Consider the following 19,710-nt stretch of genomic DNA (forward strand, 5'->3'; position numbering starts at 1 on the left):
TCTACACGCTTGGGCCACCCAGCCAATGAGCCAATGGGCCCATGGGGCGACACTGAACTACGGCAGCCGAATCCGGACATCCTGGCGGGTTGTGGCACCGTCCTTGACCGTTACCGCGAGGGATGCGCCGAGCAGGGATTCCAGGAACGCCGCAGACTTCCACTCGTCGTCTTCCACGTCGCTGAGTGCTGCGAGGCGGTATTCGCCGGCCGGAAGGCCCTGCGCGCTGAAGAGACCATCGGCTGCGGGCCGAACTACCTTCACGCGCGGTGACGCCGGGTGCCACAGGGACCGGTCTGCAGGGAACAGCACCACGTAGTAGTCGGCGGCCGGTGTGCCTGCGGCGGCGGAGAGCGTGCCGGTGACGATCGAGGGCTGGTCGGTCAGCGTAATCGACGCGCCTTCCACGTTTCCGTCCTCGAAGGTCAACGGCGCGTCGCGCAGGTCGCGAGTACCTAGCATCATCGACTGCACCTTCCACGCGCTCAGGGCCGCTGGTGGTTGCACCACGATCTCGAAGTCGCCCGGCTGAATCCCAGTCACCACAAAAGCGCCATCAGCCGCCGACATAGCACTTCGTGTCGTCATTGCCGACATCGGTGTTCCGTTCATGACCACGTTCCCGCCGGACCGTCGCACAGGCTGCACGCTGATGCGCGTGTCCGCCCATGAATCAGGCGGCGTGCCTGCACCAGGCGCCGTCAGTTTTCCCGACAACGTCAATCCGGGTCGCAAGGCGAGCGTCAGGCCATCAATGTTTTCACCCGTCACCGCAATGTCAGCCACGGCCCATTCGGTCTGCCTGTCGCCCATGATGGTCTGCATGGCGCCATCCGCACTCCGGGTGACACCGCCCGCGCGCGCCATGACCCGCAAGCTGCCTGGAGGCACGTTGGAGAGAGTGAACCTGCCCTCGGCATCCGGAACACTGACGCGAATGCTCAAGGCTGAGGTAAGTGGCAACGTTGGACCAACGCCCTCAGTGGTGATCGACACGTCTCGCGTCGGTGCGCCATTGGTGCCGATGACGGTTCCGATGATCGTGCTCATCCGAAACATCGTGATCGGGATATCGATTCCGTCTTTTACTTCGCCGGCGGCCACGCTGACAGGCAGGCCCTGAGTGGGAACGGGAGTGCCGGGATAATAGGTCGGGGCATACCCCGTCGTCGCGATTGGCGAAGCCGGTGCCGTGTTCGGTTGCGCAGCAGTGATGACGATCCCCTGGCCGAGCGCCCTCACGATCGCCTCATACTCGGCTTCGCTCCGATCTTCGACCTCGCCTCTGCCCACAGCCGGGAGTGCGGCTACGAGGTAGTCCCCAGGCATCAGTCCAAAGATGCGATACACGCCCTGGTCGTCGGTCGAGAACTCGGCCGGCCCCGTGGAGCGTCCACCAGCGGTGGCCTGCGCGACAGGAACTGCCATCACCGGAGTGTTGGGCATCGGTTCGTCGCCTGTGGTGGTCAACCTGCCGGTAATCACGCCGCCGCGCGGCAATGTCAGGCGAACATCGCTGATCTGTTGTCCCTCCACCACGACGAGTGCCGTGCCAGGTCGGCCCGGCCGTCTCGCGCCGTAACTATTCTTGAGGTGCGCGGGCTTCTCCGCGCTCAACGCATAACGCCCCGCTGGCAGCGCGCGAAACGCAAACTTCCCTTCATCGTCGGTCACCACGCTGCGATGGTCGGTGCCGTCGGGAGACGTCAGCGACACCACGGCGCGGCGGACAGGAGTGTCGGCGTCGGCGGTTAGCGTGATGCGGCCGGCGATTCCGGCTGTCCCAGTCTTGACCGCCGCCACGACGGGGACGGGCCGGTCGCGCTGCTGCGCGAAAGCGCCGACAGCAGGCGCCCCGAGGATCGCGACGACCACGACGCCGATCATTCGTTGCATCATCGCCCACCCACGATCATTCGCAGGTCCTGGGTTATGTTGCTACCGGGCGAGAGCGTGATGCGCGAAGCCTGGCTGATGAGCGTAAGGAGAAAGTCGGGGTCCAGGGAGCGCTGCCGGTCGGCGTCGGGTACGGCGGCAGCGTAGTACTCGCCCGGCGGTAGTGTTGGTGCTCGATACGATCCCGAAGCCGTGATGCTGGCCGTGCCGAACCGCTGCGCGGTGATCCCATTGTCTTGCCACTGGGCGCGGTCGGTTGGAAAGAAGATCACAGCGCCGCCATCGGCAAGCGCCCCAGCGGCGCTTCTGATGAAGCCCGTGACAGACATCGTTTTGCTCGAGAGGCGGACGATGATGCCGGTGATGTCTTTGTCGCCGTCGACCACGAGCGGCGTGCTCAACAAGTCGCGACCGCCGTATTCGATCGCCTCGACGACGTAGTTCGCAGCGAGAATATTGGCGCCGAACGTGTATCGGCCGGGCAGGACCGAATTGAAAGAGAAGGGCAGTGGCGCCGCCATCGGGTCCGGCAGGCGGCCCATTCCACCGATGGGTATCCCGAGAACGAGATTGCCGTCGGCTGGTTCGAGGCGAACGAGCGGGACATTCCGAACGGCCTCTGGTGGCGACGGGCTTCCATCCCAGAGGAAGTGACCCGACACCACAACGCCCGCCACAAGAGGCACGGCCAGATCCAGAACGTCCCGGTCACCGACGCTCACCAGCGCGCGGCCCAGAGCCCAGGTGCCACTGGTGGCGCGAGCGCTGTAGTTCAGCCCGTTCGCTCCTGGAACCGTTCCGCTACTCATGCTGCCGGAGAAGAAGTTGGCTCGCGCAGGAAGCAAACCGCGTGACGCATTGTTCGAGGAGGCGTAGCCACCCTGCGTGTTCGCGGCGACAACCGTGTACTCCCCGACCGGGACGTTCAGAAAGGTAAATGCGCCCCCAGCATCGGTCATGGTCAAGGCGGCTTCCGCTCCGGTGCCCAGGTCTTCGGCGCCGACCGGCACCAGCCGCACAGGGAGTTTGGCTAGTGCTTCGCCGGTTCCGAGAACGCGCCCAGACACTCGGAACGACGGGACGAGCATCAATTGCACGTCGATATTCGTCCGCTGCTCGCCGAAGTCCACCGAGACCGGCGCTGCTTGGTCCATCGAGCGTGCGGACGGGTGATACATCATCGGGTAGGCCGTCGCGCTGGTTCCGGGCGGGGGCGTTGGGAAATAGCCCACGAGTACACCCAACCCATCGCTTCTGCCCGCTTCGGTCGAGCGCATCAGATTGAGTGGGGGAGTGGGCGTGCTGGAAGGGTTCGTGGCCGCCAGTCCGACGGCTGCCGTTCCGTCTGGAAGCGTGACCTGCACGTTTGGCACGTGAATGAGGTATCGGCCTGGGCGCAAGTTGCCGAGCCGATACATACCGCGATCATCAGTCACGGCCGACGGCCCCGACGCGCGTCTGGTGCGGCCCGCGATGCGCGCATCGAGCAGGGCCTGAACCGGGACGCCGACCACTGGTTCCCCTCGTTCGTCGCGCACCGTGCCGGTGATCGCAGCCGGCCGCTGCAGCGCGACGTCGACCTTGGCAAGCCACTGGCCATCGCGCAAGTCAATGCGTGACGAGGTCATCGTGCCGGGCGCGCTCTTGAATGCGCCGTCAAAGTAGCCCTGACGTGCCGCGCTCACGCCGTACGCTTCGGACGCGGGCAACTTCGTGAAGAGGTAGCGGCCGCGCGAGTCAGTACGCTGCCGTGTTCGTGGCGGCGCGGCACCGCGCGCCGTGCCACCGCCAATGAGCTGCACGAGCGCCCCCTGAAGCGGCTGCCCCGTGGCCGCATCCGTGACCACGCCGCTGATGGCACCCGTGCCTGTCGTTGCCGGAGCCTCGGGCGTTGTAAACGACGTCGTCACATCGCCGCCCCGGCCACCGCCCTGGCTGCTAGCGGACCCCACCTGGCGAGCTGCGCTCATTGGCGCGCCTGTCAGCGCGAAGGCGGCCACACCGACGACGACGCATAACGGCAGGACACATCGCTGCATGGGACACCTCGATTCATTCACGGTGGGGAAACTCTACACCCGAAGGGCGGTGCTGGGTGTCGGGTGTTGCGTGCTGGCGTGCTGCTGTGCTTGGTGCTGGGGTGCTGGGTGCTCGGTGCTGCAGTGCGTGCTGCGTGCTGGGTGCTCGGTGCGGGTGTTCACTTGCGTGGGGGCGTCACGGGCCGGGAGAGGTGCTCCTTTGGGGTGGGCGAGTGGTGCAAGTATCGGCGCAGAGCGTTCGCTGAGGCCATGGCCTTCCTGATGGCTTGATCGAGGTCTTCAAATTGCCGACGCTCAACGTAGTGCTTCGCGAGTGCCTCGTCGAGACTGTCGAGCAATTCACCGAGAGAGGCGCGGGCGATCGTGACGAATCGGGCGAAGTCGGGGTGGCGATATCGAGAGAACCCTTCGGCGAGGTTTCGACACGCGGACGCCGCAGCGCGATCTGCCTGGTCACAGAACCCGAAGTCCCGTTTCACTTCGGGCTGGGCGCACAACTCCACAACGCGACGGCGAATGGCATCGGCCTGCTGCCACGCGCGTAAGTCACGATGAGAACGGATGCCCACAGCAGGTCTAGCTGCATGAACTGTTCCACGCGCAGACGAGCCTGGAATTGCGAACGGCTCGGTGAAGATGGCAGTTTCTGCGTACCAGCCGAACCAGCGATCTGGCAGAAACTGTCAGCACCGAGCACCGAGCACCGAGCACCGAGCACCGAGCACCGAGCACCGAGCACCGAGCACCCAGCACCGAGCACCCAGCACAGGAGCACCAAGCACAGCAGCACCCAGCACCAAGCACATCAGCACCCAGCACAGCGCGTAGAATGTCCCGCATGCCCCGAACGTGTTCCCTGTTCGTGCTGAGCTTGGTGTTCGCATTGGCCCCGTCCCTGTCTGCGCAACGTCCGCCGGTGATGGGCCGGAACGCCGGCGTGTCGGCTGGGCATCCGCTGACGACCGCTGTGGCGATCGAGATCCTGCAGAAGGGTGGCAACGCATTTGATGCGGGTGTGGCGGCGATGCTTGTGGGCGGCGTGGTGGAGCAGGACCTGTATGGGTTTGGTGGCGAGGGCCTCGTCCTTGTGTATCCGCAGAGCGAACGTGCGGTGACGTCGGTGGTGGGGCAGGGGTGGGCGGCGAGGGCCGCGACGATTGACTGGTTCACGTCGCGCAACAAGACGCTGGCTGGCGCGGGGCTGGATCCGGTGGTCGTGCCAGGCGCCCCGCATGCCGCACTGACAGTGCTTGAAAAGTGGGGCACGTTGTCGTTTGCACAGGTCTCTGCGCGCGCCATTGAGTACGCACGCGACGGCTTCCCGCTGCGTCCGCGCACCGCGTCCACCATTGCGCGCAACCAGGACTTCATCAAGGCGTGGCCCACCAATCAGAAGATGTGGCTCAAGGCTGACGGATCGCTATACGAAGCGGGCGACACGATCCGGATGCCCGACCTTGCCGCCACGCTCCAGAAGATGGTGGACGCCGAACGGGCGGCGGTGATTGGTGGACGCGCTGCGGGCATCGCGGCCGCGCGCGATCGGTTTTACAAAGGCGACATCGCGCGCGAGATCGTCTCCTTCCTCAGGCAACACGGCTCGCCGTTCGACGAGGCGGACTTTGCGGAGTTCTACGCCCGCGTGGAGCCCGCCACCTCGGTGACATATCGCGGCTACCAGGTCTACAAACAGGGGTTCAACAGCCAAGGCCCCACGCTGCTTCAGGCGCTCAATATTCTCGAAACGTTCGACCTGCAGAAGATGGGGCACAACTCGGCGGATTACCTGCACGTGGTGACCGAGGCGCTCAAGATGGGGTACGCCGATCGCGACAGTTACTACGCCGACCCCTCGTTTGTGGACGTGCCGGCCACGGGGCTGCTTTCGAAGGCCTACGCGAAGCAGCGCGCATCGCAGATCGACATGGCGAAGGCCGAGGCCGCGCAGGTTGCCGGCGATCCGCTGCCGTTTGATCCAGCCGTGAAGTCGTGGCCGTTCTGGAGGGCGACTGGCGGAACTGGCGGAACTGCCGGAACTGACGGAACTGGCTGGATCGAAGGTGGACGGCCGATGCCTGGCGATGCCGATCCGTCGCTGAAAGACACCACGCACATCGCCATCATCGACAAAGACGGCAACGTATTCGATGCCACACCCTCGGGTGGCTGGATCACCGGCGGTGTGATCGCGGGCAACACCGGCGTGGGGCTTTCCACGCGTGGCGAACAGTTCTGGTTGGACCCGACGAAGGCCGGGCAGATCCGGCCGCGGTCACGGCCGCGTTACACGCTGACGCCGAGCATCATCCTGCAGAACGGGGAACCCTTCCTCGCGCTGGGGACGCCTGGCGGCGACAACCAGGAGCAGACGATCCTGCAGGCACTCTTGAACGTGCTCGAGTTTCGATCGGCCTGGTATCCCAACCTGCACGCGGCGTTTGAGCTGCCGCGCATCCAGACCTTCCACTTCCTGGGATCCTTCTGGCCGCACCGCATTGACGCCAACCGGCTCGATCTGGAAACGGGCATCCCGCAGGCCGTGCTCGATTCACTCAAAGCGCGCGGCCATGACGTCCGCTTCGTGCCGCCGTTCTCCATCAGTGGTTGCGCCACGGGCGTCATGATCGACCCTCGAACGGGGACGCGCATCGCAGGGGCCGACCCGCGACGCGATTGTTACGCGAGCGCTTACTGAAGGAACTCTCCGAGGGAAGCCTAGTCGCCCGGCAGTTCGCGCTTGACCAACTCCGTCACCGTCCGTGCGTTGTGTTCACGATCGCGGCCGAGGATGAGGCGGTAGACCTTGGACCGGGCGAACAGGCGGCGGGCGTTCCTCAGCCGTGACACGCCGACCCTCGCCTTGCCGGCGAGTTCAGACGGATTGGACCGGAGGACGAATTCAAGACCCTGGAACAGGCCGAGGCCGACGACGCAGTCGGCGACTATGGAACGGTAGCGCTCCTTTGTGCTCGCCAGTTCGATCCGGCACTCCCGCGCGAGGCTTCGGTAGCCGATGAACACGATGCCTGGTTCAGCCCTCGGCGCCACCCGGTGGGCGAAGTACGAATAGTTGGCCAGTGACTTCGGCCCAAACTCCATCCGGTTAATCGTTCGGAGATGTTCCGGAGGAATCGAGGCTTCGAAGCCCGGTAAAAAACCGAGTCTCAACGGGAACGCACGCAGGGACCCATCCGTGTCGATAAACGGAGAGTCATCTGACAGGAAGTCGTAGCACGGGTCCTGCAGGAGTTCCGCCACGAGGGTGCTCTTGCCGCCGCCCATGGGCAGAATCGCCAGTACGCCCCGGCCGTGATAACTCAGCGCCATCGCATGGATGCGATGGAGGTGCCGGCCATCAAGGAATTCACCAATCCGCGAGAGCAGAAAGAGATACGACGCCTCATAGAGGACGTCGTGATTGCGCGAGTAGATTCGAAACGACGGCTTGGAGCGATCGTAGATGGCGAGGGAGTTCCCGCTGTAGTCGATGTAGGTGCGCGGCCCTTCCGAGAAGGCAATGTTTCGAGGCGTATAGACGGTGGCCGTACGGGGCGGGACCTCGTCATACGGCGGGTCCTGGGGGCTGAGCCGGAGTGTCAGTCCGCCGTCGCCGGTGTCGGGGCAGCGGAAGTGGGCGAAGTCGTTGTCCAGTCCCGCGATGGCCTCGGTCGCCGAATCTGCCTGGACGCTGAAGCGAAAGCCGTACACGTCATAATGTGTTGCCGCGGATGTCACGCGCCACAAGTCTACACGGGGGTTGGGTTCTGGAAATCAGTCGGATAGTGCATGTGGTGTTCCCCTGGGTCAACGGCGGGGCGCTTGGCGAACGGCAGGATCTCTTTCTCCAAAGTGTTGACGGCGCGCGGCGCAGCCATGTGGTCAACGTGGCCGTGGCCGACCAATGGGCGCGCACGGGGTGGGTGACCAGGCCGGTGCGGCGCACGGCGGCGCAGTTGGGCGATTCCCCATACAAGCCGTTCCTGCGCGACCTCCTCGACCAGGCGCTGGAACTGGCCGAGCCGGGCGATTGGCTTCTCTGCGGCAACGTGGACTGTTCTCTGTCGCCTGATTTCTACGACAACCTGGGCGCTCGTCCAGGAACTGTTGTGGAGTATCAGCGTCAGGACGTGTTGAACAATCCCGCCACGCTCGCCGAACTCTACTCGTTTCCTCGCACGCCCTTCCCGATCGGGATGGACGCCTATGCCATCCGGGCTTCGCTCTACGCCGAGATGCGGCCACATTTTCCGGACTTCGTTTTAGGAGAACCACACTGGGACACGGCCCTCACCGGCCTGTTGCGCAACCTCCTGCCCATTGAACGAGACACGACGCGGCTCTTCCATCCGAAACATGTGCAGGCCTGGGACCTCGGCAATCTGACCCCGGCCGGCGCGCACAACAACAAGCTCTACGTGGACATCCTCACCTACGGCCTTGCCGAGGACCACATCATCCGGGAAGCCAGCGACCAGACCGACACCGCCGTGATTGTCGCGGTCTTCGGTGACAGTCCTCTGCGTGTGGAGGCGCACACCGAAGGCCTGCGGCGCCAGCGTCGGCAGGACCTGCTGGCTGATGTGTACCTGGTTGAGATCACGGACGGAGGCGCGTCGCGCTACCCAGCCGATGTGCTGGCAGGCGTGACCCATGTGCCCGTGCCCGGTGGTCCCGCGAACGCAGACTTGTTTCAGAAGGAGCCGATGTTCAATATCGGCTGGCGGGCCGCGCTGCAGCACCATCAGTACGACTACTTTCTCTTCATCGACGCGGATGTCTACTGCGAGCGGCCCGACCTGTTCCGGCAGATTCGTCAACGGCTGCGCGACAATCCCGCGCGGGCGGTCCATGGATTCGAGGTGGTGGCCGACACGGTTGATCCCGACTGGAAGTGGAGTTCCCTCGCCTCGTCATATCAGCTCGCCCGTCCAACGGATCTCAATTTGAACCCGGGCATCTGCTGGGGACTTCATCGCGCGATGCTCGAAGCCGCGGATGGGTTTAATGCCTTTTCGTTCGGCGGCTGCGGCGACAGCATGTTCGTCTCCGAGTTCCTGAATCGCCCCGAGTTGTCCTATGACCCCTGGCTCTATCAGTTCAGGTTTTTCCAGGACATCTACCGGGACCTGCCGTTTCGCGCCGCATTCGACTTCGTGCCGTTCGACCTGAAGCACTGTTATCACGGGCCGCTGGCGGATAGAAACTACGACGGAGTTCGCTACGCCGCTGATGGTCTTCCGCCAATCCACACGTGGCTGCACCTCGACGACTCGGGCCTGTTGGCCTGGACCGATCCGGATGGGCTGCCCCGACGGATTCTCCGTGACCGGAGCCGGATGCACACTCGAGAGAGTGTGGACGCCGTGTTCAGGGAGTTGGGTCTTGCGCGTGTGCCGCACCCAGGATTCGACGGGCGGTTCACGCCACGCGAGAAACCGGAGTTCCAGATGCCGGGGTGGACACGCCCTGCAAGTCTGAGCCGGCTTTCCACGGTTGAGCACGAAGAGGCCGGTGGACCGCGCCAACTCAACCTCTACAATCCCTCCCGCATCTTTCGCTCGTCGTTTCCGTTTTCCTGGTGTGGCAACGTTCGCAAAGATGCGTCCAATCACATCCCGTCTGAGGTGCGCGACGGACATCCGAGGCTGGTGCTGGACGGACTGCCAGGAGTCCCCTGGGTCACTGCGGTGCTGGCCATGGAGACCAACTGGCAGTGCGTGGACCTGAGCCCGTTCACGCAACTGCACTTCACGCTGCTGGTGACCGGCGAAGAGTTGCCGTACCTCACCGTGGGATTCGTCATGGCGGCGAAGGACGGCGTGGAAACCGACACTCCGGCCGTCCAGTTGCGCGAATTCGGCCTGACCCTGGGCGAGCGCCGCGACTACGTCATTCCGCTCTCCGCCTTCTGGGCCGATGGCATCGATCAAACCAGAATCCGCCTGGCGCGGTGGTCTGGCGGAGGCAGCTTCTCCATGGAGATCTCGCGGATCTACATCGATTGAGCGGCCGCGACCAGGCGCTCGATGTTGATGGCCGCGCGGCGGCACAGCGCAAACCGCTCCTCGCCCGACAGGGGCAATGACGAGCAGGTCCGACCGGTGCCGCCGAAGTACGCCTCGAGCGTGGGGAAATCCAGATCAACCTCGCCGTCCTCCAGATACCGAAGCGTCCGGAGAATCCAGCCGAGATACAGATCGCGGAACGCGTCTGGCGCAAGCGGTTCCAACGATTCCGTGAAGGGGAAGATGTAGGTATCGGAAGCCGACCGCCGAAGGGCCGCGTCCACCAGATCGCGGCTTGGCGCCTCGACCTCCGGAATGGGATCATCGTCGCCCCAAACCACACGGCTGCGGAGGAGGTTGAAGTACAGGAACGGATCAACCAGGTGCACGAAGTCGGTGAATGCGCGACGTGTGAAGACAATCGGCTCGTCAAACGCCAACGCTGCGGCGGTCATGACGTCCTGCACGCGCGCGAGCGGCAGGTCGTCTGCAAGCATCACGTACGGGTGATCGAGGTCCCACGGACCGGCAGCCACTCCGAGGAGGTCGGCGGCCACGCCTGCCATCGCGGGCGGCAATGGCCGACGGGCCACATGGTTGGTGTCCGTCTGTAGTGGACGTACCGGTGGGGCCGCGGTGCCGATTGCCGGCGAACCGGTTCGGTAAGAGGAGATCGCGGCCAGTGACGGGGCCATGAACTCGGCCGCCGTCGCATCGCGAGAGAGCGAAGTCTCAGAAGCGTCCAGCGCGCGATGGATCTTCCGATACAACCGCAGCCAGGTCTCCGCTGCGCCCCGGCGCGACTGTCGAGGGAAGTGATAGCGATAGAACCTCAGCACATGGCGCAATCGCTCCGTCCGAAGTCGTTCCGGCGAAACTGTGGCAGGGGCAAACGGCAGCGGCGATCCGTAGAGTCGGCGCCAGTGCCGCATTTCGTGCCCGGTGAAGCCGTGGCGCGAAAAGGTCTCGGCCTGATCCTCCGGGAGAATCTCCAGTTCCCCCAGCATGGGAAACCAGCGCACGCGCCGGCGATACTCCCGCCACAGATCCTGCAGGAACGTGAACTCCGCGCGCGGGTCCAGGCCGGTGCGAACCAGCACGCTGAAGTCGATGTCGCTCAGGCCCGGGGTCCAATCGTTTCTGGCGAAACTGCCTGTCACGTGCAGCGACGCAATCTCGGGATAACGCCGGCAGAGTGTCGTGACGGAACGGACCGCCAGGTGATACGGAATGCGGTTGATCCAGCCAACCACCGGCCAGCGGTTGGCCGCAATGGCCACGCGCCGGATGGTCTGCCGCGAGGGAATCATGAAAACGTTTGACGCTGCCACAGTTGGTGAAACAGACCCTTTCGCTCCAGCAATTCGGCGAGCGTGCCGGCCTCGACGATCCTGCCGCCGTCGAGGACGGCGATGCGATCGGCATTGCGGATGGTGGAAAGCCGATGGGCGATGACCAGAGACGTGGTGCCATCAAGCGCGCGCTCAATGGTCTGTTGCACGGCCGCCTCTGTCATCGAATCAAGAGCGCTCGTGGCCTCATCCAGGATGAGGAGCGATGCGTGTTTCAGCATCGCCCTGGCAATCGCCACCCGCTGCTGCTGGCCGGCGGAGAGTCGCGACCCGGCCTCCCCAAGCGGCGTATCGAGGCCATGGGGCAGCGATTCCAATACATCGTCGAGCTGCGCCGTCCGAAGCACGGCCCTAATCTCATCGTCGTGCACGTCGCGAGTGAGCCCAATCACCAGGTTGTGGCGAAGGGACTGATTCAGGAGCATCACATTCTGGCTGACGATGGCGATGCCACGGCGAAGAGACTCTATCGAATAGTCGCGAATGTCGATGCCGTCGATGAGGATGGAGCCTGGCGCGACGTCGTAGAAGCGCAGGAGCACGTGGGTGAGCGAAGATTTTCCGGCGCCGCTTGGGCCGACTATGGCGACCGTGGAGCCGCGTTCAAGTGTCAGATTGATATCGGACAGAACATCCGGGCCATCGGGGTAACGAAAGGTAAGCCCGCGAAACTCAATCGCCGTGTGCACCCCGGCAAACGGGCGCCGGCCCGACGGGACGATGAATTTGTCCCGGTCGTCAAAGAGCAGGGCAAACTCTCTGGCCTTCGGCAACTTCTCAAGGACGTCGGCCTCAATCGCCTGAAAGCGGGCCAGTTCCGGCATCGCGAGCCGAACCACAAAGAAGAACACCAGCATGCCTGCCATTTGGGAAGGGCTCGTGCGTCCGACGGCGAAAGCCATCGTCAACATCGCGAGCAGCGCCACCAATGTTCCCGAACTGAGCAGGCGGGCCGTGACGCTGCGCAGTTTCCAGAGACGCAAGCTGGCCTGGCGAAGGCGTTCGGTTACGCCGCGATAGTCTGCCAGTGCCCCTTTCTCAAAGGCGAACGCCCGATACAGCGGCAGGGCAGACATCATCTGCCACTTGTGATGGCCGGCCTCGAGGTTCGCCGCGTTGATCTCGCCTGCGGTTTCCGTGCTGCGGCGCAGGAACCAGCGCGACGCGGCATGCACGAGGGGAAACAGGATGAGCGCCACGAGTGTCAGCCGCCAGGAAATGAAGAGCATCACCGCCACGTAGGCGCACACCACCAGCGTGGTTGACAGGGCACGGAGCACGCTTTGATACAGGTTCAGTACGTCGTGGTGATAGTCGATGAGGGCGTTGAGCCGGCCGGTGACGTTGCGGTCGAAGTAGCTTTTGCCGAACGAAAGGTAGCGCTCGTACGCAAATATCGAGAGCGCCTGGGAGAACCGGCCATAGAGCCATCCTTCCGTCATGTCCAACCCGAACTGTGAGGCGTTTCGCAGCAGTCCGGTCAGAAATACAAGTCCCGCCAACGTCAGGAACGCACGCGCGAAGGTGGCGCCGCTGGTGAGGGAGCCCAGCAACGGCGTATTCGCCAGGAACTCGAAGCTCCCTCCAACCGCGCCCTGAATCATCGGCACCAACAGGACCAGCATCACGGCGTCGAGCGCCGCCGTGACGAGCGACAGGCCGGTGAGCGCTGCGACGTGTCTGGGGCGCAAACCCATCACGCGCGAGCAGGCACGGATCGGCAATGTCGGGACGGCTGGCTCGACCCACTCATATCCCTTCTCCCGGGCATCAACCAGGAAGCCTCGTTCGAAGTTCGCCGCGAATCGTTCGTGCCCGTCCGCAAGCCAGGCGAACCAGCTCACGCCGATACGTTCCATGGTCTGCGAGCCCCACTCGTCGCCGTCCATGGGCTTCACCTTGTCGGCGTCGTCATGGGGCACGAGAGCGCAAACTTCGGTGTTGATGACGGGGACGCGTTCCCGCAGTGACAGGATCGGAGCGCTGGTCCCGCCGGTGTAGTAGGCGTGAAAAGCGACCGAGGCGTTACTCCAATCAGGCGCGGTGAGCTGTTCGACAACGGTTGTCATGGTGCATCCGTCCACGAAGCCGGCGGTGTTCGGGAACGTGAGCAGGACCAGATGCGTTTCGGGCGCAAGGGTCCGCACGGTCCGGTACAAGCGTTCCTGGTACGCGATGACTTCCGGCGTGTAGTGTTCGGGGAACCACTGCACCGGTTCGTTGAGAAGTTCGTAAAACACGTGGGGCAGGTGCGCGTAGCGCGGTGCAACGGCTTGCCAGAAGGCGTCGGCAGCGTCCTGGTCCACGCGACCCACGTCGTGGTAGTTGATGAGGGCGTACAGCCCGGCCTGGCCGGCCAGGTGGACGATGCGATCGAGCCGCTTCAGCAGACGTTTACGATCGTGTGGATTCGTGACGTCGTAGCAGGGGAAGTCATGGGACTTCTGCCAGGGGTCAAAGCAGATGACGCGGACGGCATTCACGTGGGCGCGTCGGAGGCGGCGGTAGTACGCTGGATCCGACGCGTAGCGGGTCACGCCTGTGTCATCACCGTATTTGTAGACCCACACGGCTCCGCCGCGCAGCAGTTCGCCCGTGTCGGTGCGAACGGTGCCCCGATCGACGCGCACGCGCCCACGCGGAGCCCCCAACGCGAACAGGCTCATTGCGCCCAAACCGCCGCCGGCGTCCGAATTGATATCCTGATGCGGCTCCCGCGACGGTGCATTAGTCAATTCTAGTGCCGCCGCGCCGGGAGAGTGGAGAGGCCAGCCGGACATGAAGGCATTGATTACAGGATCCGGCGGGTTGATCGGGTCGGCGTGTGCGAGGACGTTCGGCGCGTGTGGCTGGGAGGTAACCGGCATCGACAACGACACCCGCGCGCAGCTCTTCGGGCCGGCTGCGAGTACGAGGGCCGTCGTGGAGTCGTTGACCCGGGAGGTGCGGGGCTACCAGCACCACGCGCTCGACATCCGCGACCGGGCAGCGATGCGCGACCTGATGCGGGCCACGCGGCCGGCGCTGATCGTGCACGCGGCGGCGCAACCCTCACACGACATGGCGGCGAGCATTCCCTACGAGGATTTTGAGATTAACGCCGTGGGGACCCTGAATCTGCTGACCGCGGCCCGGGAGTTCGCGCCGGAGTCGCCGTTTTGTTTTGTCAGCACCAACAAGGTCTACGGGAGCCATCCGAACGATCTGCCGCTCATCGAGACACCCACGCGCTGGGACTACCGTGACAACCCCAACGGCGTGGATGAAACCATGAGTGTGGACCAGTGCCTGCACTCGTTGTTTGGCGCCTCGAAGCTGTCCGCCGACATTGTGTGCCAGGAATTCGGCCGGTATTTCGGGATGCCCGTGGGGATCTTCAGAGGTGGGTGCCTCACAGGTCCGCATCATGCCGCCGTGGAACTGCACGGGTTCCTGAACTACATCGTCAAGTGTGCCGTTCGTGGTGTGCCGTATGTGGTCAACGGCTACAAAGGCAAGCAGGTACGCGACCAGATTCACGCCAGTGATGTGGCGGACCTGTTCCTGGCGTTTCATGCCGCGCCGCGCGCTGGCGAGGTCTACAACCTTGGTGGCGGGCGCGAAAACAGCGTGTCGATCCTCGAAGCGATCGCGTTCCTGAAAGGCGCGGGGCACAACCTGGAATGTTCCTACCGTGAAGCGCCGCGCGTCGGAGACCATGTCTGTTACATCTCGAACATCACAAAGCTCCGAAGTCACTTTCCGGCGTGGCAGATCCGGCACACCCTTCCCCAGATCCTCTCAGAGCTGATTGCCCACTACGAGCAGGCATCCTGACCTTTACGGCAGAGATGCCGCGACCAGGACGAGCAGCACGAGGAAAGCGGCGGGGAAGGCGAGCGCCAGGGAGAGCGCGGCGCCTGGATAGCGTCTGCCGCGAGCCAGCAGGAACGCCGGCAGCGTGGTGACTGCCAGGAGCAGGGTGACCGCAACCACGGCGGCGGTATCGAGTCCCCCCGTGGCCGGATCCGAGCCCGACGTGACCAGCACGATCGTGATCACCACCCAGATGGCCAGGTCAATTGCGCAGACGATGACCGCCGCGCGGTGCTTCATTTCGTGACGAAAATCGCCTTGGGGAGCTTCACGTGGACACCCAGATTGGGTTTGTCCACGAGCTGCGTGATCGCCACATGTCCGGCGATGCTCACCAGTTGATAGGCCTGGTGCTTCGTCAGGCCTTTGGCTGACGCGAGGAAGTCCACCATCTCCTGAATGGCGAGCGTGGTGGCCACGGTCAGATCTGGGTCGGTGGCCATGGCGATGTAGTCGGTCGCAGTCTCCGCGCGCGGCCAGGTCAGGCGCATGTCTTTGCGAACGGTCAGCTGCAGCTTTCCGCGCAGCGACGTCTCGATGGCGGTCTGGTCTACTTCGCCATCACCCTGTGCCGCGTGGCCGTCGCCGACTTCAAACAATGCGCCCGGCACAAACACGGGGATGAAGAGCGTGGACCCAGCCACCAGTTCACGGTTGTCGAGGTTGCCGGCGTGCCGGCTCGGCGGATTGCTGCTGACGCGGCCCACTTCCGGCGCCGGCGCCACACCCATACTCCCGAAGAACGGCTTGAGCGGAATCACAATCCCCGGCAAAAACTCAGCCGTCATCGTCTTGCGATCGAGCTGGATGATCTTCGTGCCCTGAGCACGGTCGCAGTTGGCCGGGATGAATCCGCTGCATCCGTTGTAGCCGTAGTCGATGGGGAGATCGATCGACAGGACCTTGACCTCGAGCACATCGCCAGGCTCAGCGCCTTCCACGTAAACCGGGCCTGTCAGAATGTGGCCGCCGGGTCCCCGGCGATCGCCGGTGACCCCGGCCACGATCGCCTTGAGCGACTCCTGGATCTTCTCTGCCGGCACGCCCGCGCGCGTGAGGCCGTTCGGCGTGTTCGTCAGCAGGGTATCGACGTCGATGATGTCGCCCGACGCGATCCGCAACACCGGCTTCGCCTCCGACCAGTAGTACCCATACGCCACCGTCTCAGGCGTCGCCTCAAGCCGATGCGTTTTGGGCCCCTGCGCCACCAGCGCCGGCACACCAATGGCCATCGCCGCCATCGCCGCCATCAGCCCAATCGAGCGCACCACTTTCCGCATTCTCATTCCCTCCAGCACTTCAGCACCTCAGCACCCTGGACCCTGGACCCTGGACCCTGGACCCTGGACCCTGGACCTATTTCCCCCGGTATTGGTACAGCCCCTCTTTGAGCATCCTGAGTACCTCATCAATCGCCGCTTTCAGCTCGCGATCGAAGCCGGCGAGTTCGTCTTCCGGCGTGTTCTCGGCAAACACGTCCGGCGCCACGCCGTAGTTTTCGAGGTTGATGCCCCAGTTGTTCGGCCGCTCGGGGTCGTAGGTGACGACGAGGGAGCCGGGCGTGCGGATGGAACCGCCGTTGATGAGCGCGTACGAGCCCGTGGCGATGACGGCGGCTGCGGTGGGGTTGCCCACCACGCGTCCAAGGCCGAGTTGCTTGAACGCCATCGGCGTTACTTCAGAGTCGGAGCCCGATCGCGCGTTAACCATCATGACCTTCGGCCCCGCGATGGCCTGACGCGGCCGCCGGCCCCATTCGGGCGCGCCCCAGCGGCTGTTCCAGTATTCGTAGGGCCGCCGCTCGAGGATGTCGATGATTTCCTGGTCGGTGTTGCCACCGCCGTTGAAGCGGATATCCACGATGATGCCCTTCTTGTTCCAGAACTGGTTGATCTCGTTCTGAAACTTGACCAGCGACGGCTGATTCATCGACTGAATGTGGACGTACGCAATGTCACCATTGGTGGCCTTGTCCACCACCTCACGGTTGTGCGCGACCCACGCGTCGTATTTGATCGCGTTGAGTGAGGCCACAGACCTGATGCGGGCCTCGCGCGTGTCAGCTCCGGCGGCGGTGGAGGCCACCGTCAGGTCCACGTATTCGTTGAGCGGACTGTTGAGCAGTGGCCAGTAGTTCTCACCGGCTTTCACCTGCACACCGTCGATGGCCAACACGTAATCGCCCACCTTGAGGTTCAGCCACTCCTTGTCAGCCGGCCCGTCGTTGTAGACATGCGTGATCTTGTAACGGCCGGCGTCTGGCGCCATTTCGAAGCCGAGGTATCGCGTCTGATACTCGTTCGGCTGCGGGTCGCTACCGGGTCCGCTGACACCGGTGTGCGAGGCGTTCAGTTCGCCGATCATCTCGTTGGCCAGGTCATAGACGTCTTCGTTGGCGCCCACATACTTCAGCAACGGCTCGTACTTCGCCCGCAGGGCGTTCCAGTCCTTGCCGTGCATCTTTTCGTCGTAGAAGCGGTATTTCATGACCCGCCACGACTCGTCCAGAATCTGCGCCCACTCCTGCCGTTGATCGACGCGGACGTTGACCGTGAACGTCACGCGCGTCCGACGACGCTGGCCGGCCATCTCCATGCCGAACAGTTCGTTGTTCTCGGTGAAAAACACCTTGCGGCGATCGGCTGTCGGCACGAGGCCGGCAAATGCACCAGCGACCAGCCGTTGCCGGTCGCGTCCGTCAATCGCGACCGAAAACAGCGCGGGGCCCTGGTCGTCACGAGACCGGAAGTACACCGTGCGGCCATCGGTGGAGAGGAAGAAACCGAGCACCGGATTCGCGCCTGATGTGATCGCCACCGCGCGCCGGTCGATGCGCGCGATGTCCGGCCGCGTCAGGGCCGGTGCAGCGGCAGCTTGCCCTGAGCCCGCCCCTGCGCCACCTCCTCGTCCACCGCCTGCGGCCGCGGCCGCTTTCCTGATCCGCTCCTTGACGAGCGGGTCGTTCGGGTCTTCGGTGAGACGGGCGAGCGGGACAACGAACACCTGATTGATACCGTCAACGCGGTTGCTGGTGAACACCACGCTCTTGCCGTCGGGCGTGATGACCGCCTGTCCTTCGTTCCACGGGTTCTGCGTGACGTTGTGCTCGGCTTTCGTGGCGACTTCCATCAGGAAGACATCCGCGTTCTGATCGCGATCGCGCTTGGTGTAGACGAGCCAGTTGCCGTCGGGCGACCATCCGGTCACCGTATATCCGCCCGCAAGGTTGTAGCCGAGTTCTGTGGTCGTCCCACTCTCGACAGCCGTGACGAACAGCCGGTTATTGCCCACCCACGCCAGGCGAGTAGAGTCGGGAGAGAACCCCGCGATCACCTTGAACGACGGGTGCGTCGTCAACTTCCGGCTGGCGCCGGAGTCACGATCGTGCACCCAGATTTCTTCTTCCTTCGATTCATCCGACGTGTAGGCGAGCCACTTGCCGTTGGGCGAGAACTCCTGGTTGCGCTGACGCCACGAATTGCTCGTGACCTGTCGCTTCTCGCCGAATTCTGGGTCGGTGGGGACGATGAAGATTTCGCCGCGGGTGTCGATCGCGGCGTAGTCACCATCTGCCGTGATCGCGAATCCGTCAGGCCGGTTCTGCGTCTCCACCGTGCGAGTCAGATTGGTCTTCGGGTCAAAGGCCAGGTCGATCGTCACGCGCGTCGGCGTGGTCTGGCCCACCTTCAGCGTCCACACTTCAAATTCGTTCTCGTACGCGATGGTCGATCCGTCAGGACTCATCGACGGAAACTGCACCCCGTCGTCTGCATGACGGGTCACCTGTTGGGGGGCGCCGCCGCTGGCCGCGATGCGGAAAATGTTGAAGTGACCGCTGCGTTCCGACGCGAAGTAGATCTGGCCGTCTCGGCCCCACATCGGGTACACGTCCTGCGTGAAGTCTTTGTAGTCGCGCAGATTGGTGTCGGTCAGGCGCGTGATCTTCTGCGTCTTCGTGTCCTGCAGCCAGATGTCGTCTGTGCGGTTGCCGCGATAGCCTTTGCGCCAGTAGGTGGCGCCCATCCGGTTGAAGGCGAGCGTCGAGCCGTCCTGTTTGAGCATGCCTTGGACGCCGCCGTCGATAGGCATCGGCGTCGGCAGGCTGCCATCGATCGGCACGATGTAGATCGGGCTGCGCCAGGGGCTGACGGCGCGGCTGGTGGCCACCATGATGCCCTTGCCGTCGGGCGTCCAGTTGAGGACCGTGTCCGGCGTGGTGGCGTACGTCAATTGTTTCGGTTCACCTCCCGCAGCGGGGATGATGAACACGTCGTTGTTGCCGTAACGGTCCGACGAAAACGCCACCCATCGGCCGTCTGGCGAGAGACGCGGAAAGACATCCCGGGCGACATGGGCTGTGAGTCGCGTGGCGTTGGAGCCGTTCTCGTTCGCGATCCAGATGTCGCCGTGGTAACTGAAGACGAGTTTGCCCTGGCTCACATGGGGGTAGCGGGCGAACTTGATGGGTTCGGCAGAGGCCAGCCCAGCCACTGCCAGAAAGGCCGCGAGCGCGAGAGTCAGTGTGGATCGCATAGCCCGTGACTTTACACCAGGCCCCCGGCA

At 64.0% G+C, this 19,710-nt stretch carries 12 protein-coding genes; 3 read left to right on the plus strand and 9 right to left on the minus strand.

What is annotated here, in order from left to right; translation table 11 throughout:
- Positions 1–57: 57 nt before the first annotated feature.
- The 3 genes from IPL75_10795 to IPL75_10805 form a co-directional block, all read right to left on the minus strand.
- Positions 58–1,899 carry a carboxypeptidase regulatory-like domain-containing protein gene (locus IPL75_10795; GenBank protein MBK9240730.1) on the minus strand — a complete coding sequence of 614 codons (1,842 nt, stop codon included), beginning with the start codon at positions 1,897–1,899 and terminating at the stop codon, positions 58–60.
- A complete protein-coding gene (locus IPL75_10800; GenBank protein MBK9240731.1) occupies positions 1,896–3,935 on the minus strand; it encodes a carboxypeptidase regulatory-like domain-containing protein in 2,040 nt (679 codons plus the stop codon). The genes IPL75_10795 and IPL75_10800 overlap by 4 nt, the downstream gene beginning before the upstream one ends.
- A 158-nt stretch (positions 3,936–4,093) precedes the next feature.
- Positions 4,094–4,504, minus strand: coding sequence for a four helix bundle protein (locus IPL75_10805; GenBank protein MBK9240732.1), 411 nt, complete (start codon positions 4,502–4,504; stop codon positions 4,094–4,096).
- A 269-nt stretch (positions 4,505–4,773) separates the two neighbouring features.
- Here IPL75_10805 and IPL75_10810 point away from each other — a divergent pair, with 269 nt between their 5' ends.
- The gene (locus IPL75_10810) at positions 4,774–6,630 is read left to right on the plus strand and encodes a gamma-glutamyltransferase family protein (protein ID MBK9240733.1); all 1,857 of its coding nucleotides are present in this window, start codon (positions 4,774–4,776) and stop codon (positions 6,628–6,630) included.
- A gap of 20 nt (positions 6,631–6,650) precedes the next feature.
- Here the strand turns inward: IPL75_10810 and IPL75_10815 are convergent, their stop codons facing one another.
- The gene (locus IPL75_10815; protein ID MBK9240734.1) at positions 6,651–7,670 is read right to left on the minus strand and encodes a hypothetical protein; all 1,020 of its coding nucleotides are present in this window, start codon (positions 7,668–7,670) and stop codon (positions 6,651–6,653) included.
- Positions 7,671–7,726: 56 nt separating this feature from the next.
- Between IPL75_10815 and IPL75_10820 the strand changes: the two genes are divergently transcribed.
- Positions 7,727–9,940, plus strand: a complete 2,214-nt coding sequence (locus tag IPL75_10820; protein MBK9240735.1) for a hypothetical protein — start codon at positions 7,727–7,729, stop codon at positions 9,938–9,940.
- On the opposite strand, the gene IPL75_10825 is transcribed toward IPL75_10820, so the two are convergent.
- Entirely contained in the window at positions 9,928–11,250 is a 1,323-nt protein-coding gene (locus IPL75_10825) for a nucleotidyltransferase domain-containing protein (GenBank protein MBK9240736.1), read from the minus strand. The two genes, IPL75_10820 and IPL75_10825, sit on opposite strands and share 13 nt — an antisense overlap.
- Positions 11,247–13,958, minus strand: coding sequence for an ATP-binding cassette domain-containing protein (locus IPL75_10830; GenBank protein MBK9240737.1), 2,712 nt, complete (start codon positions 13,956–13,958; stop codon positions 11,247–11,249). The genes IPL75_10825 and IPL75_10830 overlap by 4 nt, the downstream gene beginning before the upstream one ends.
- Before the next feature lie 112 nt (positions 13,959–14,070).
- Here IPL75_10830 and IPL75_10835 point away from each other — a divergent pair, with 112 nt between their 5' ends.
- The gene (locus IPL75_10835) at positions 14,071–15,108 is read left to right on the plus strand and encodes an NAD-dependent epimerase/dehydratase family protein (protein MBK9240738.1); all 1,038 of its coding nucleotides are present in this window, start codon (positions 14,071–14,073) and stop codon (positions 15,106–15,108) included.
- Positions 15,109–15,111: 3 nt separating this feature from the next.
- Here the strand turns inward: IPL75_10835 and IPL75_10840 are convergent, their stop codons facing one another.
- From IPL75_10840 to IPL75_10850, 3 genes are all read right to left on the minus strand, one after another.
- The gene (locus IPL75_10840) at positions 15,112–15,387 is read right to left on the minus strand and encodes a hypothetical protein (GenBank protein ID MBK9240739.1); all 276 of its coding nucleotides are present in this window, start codon (positions 15,385–15,387) and stop codon (positions 15,112–15,114) included.
- Complete coding sequence (locus IPL75_10845; protein ID MBK9240740.1) at positions 15,384–16,427, minus strand: acetamidase/formamidase family protein; 1,044 nt, start codon at positions 16,425–16,427, stop codon at positions 15,384–15,386. Before IPL75_10845 ends, IPL75_10840 begins: the two co-directional genes overlap by 4 nt.
- 76 nt (positions 16,428–16,503) lie before the next feature.
- On the minus strand, positions 16,504–19,680 hold the full coding sequence (locus IPL75_10850; protein ID MBK9240741.1) for a PD40 domain-containing protein: 3,177 nt from the start codon (positions 19,678–19,680) through the stop codon (positions 16,504–16,506).
- Positions 19,681–19,710: the final 30 nt, after the last annotated feature.

The organism is Acidobacteriota bacterium (assembly GCA_016716905.1).
GTDB lineage: Bacteria > Acidobacteriota > Vicinamibacteria > Vicinamibacterales > SCN-69-37 > SYFT01.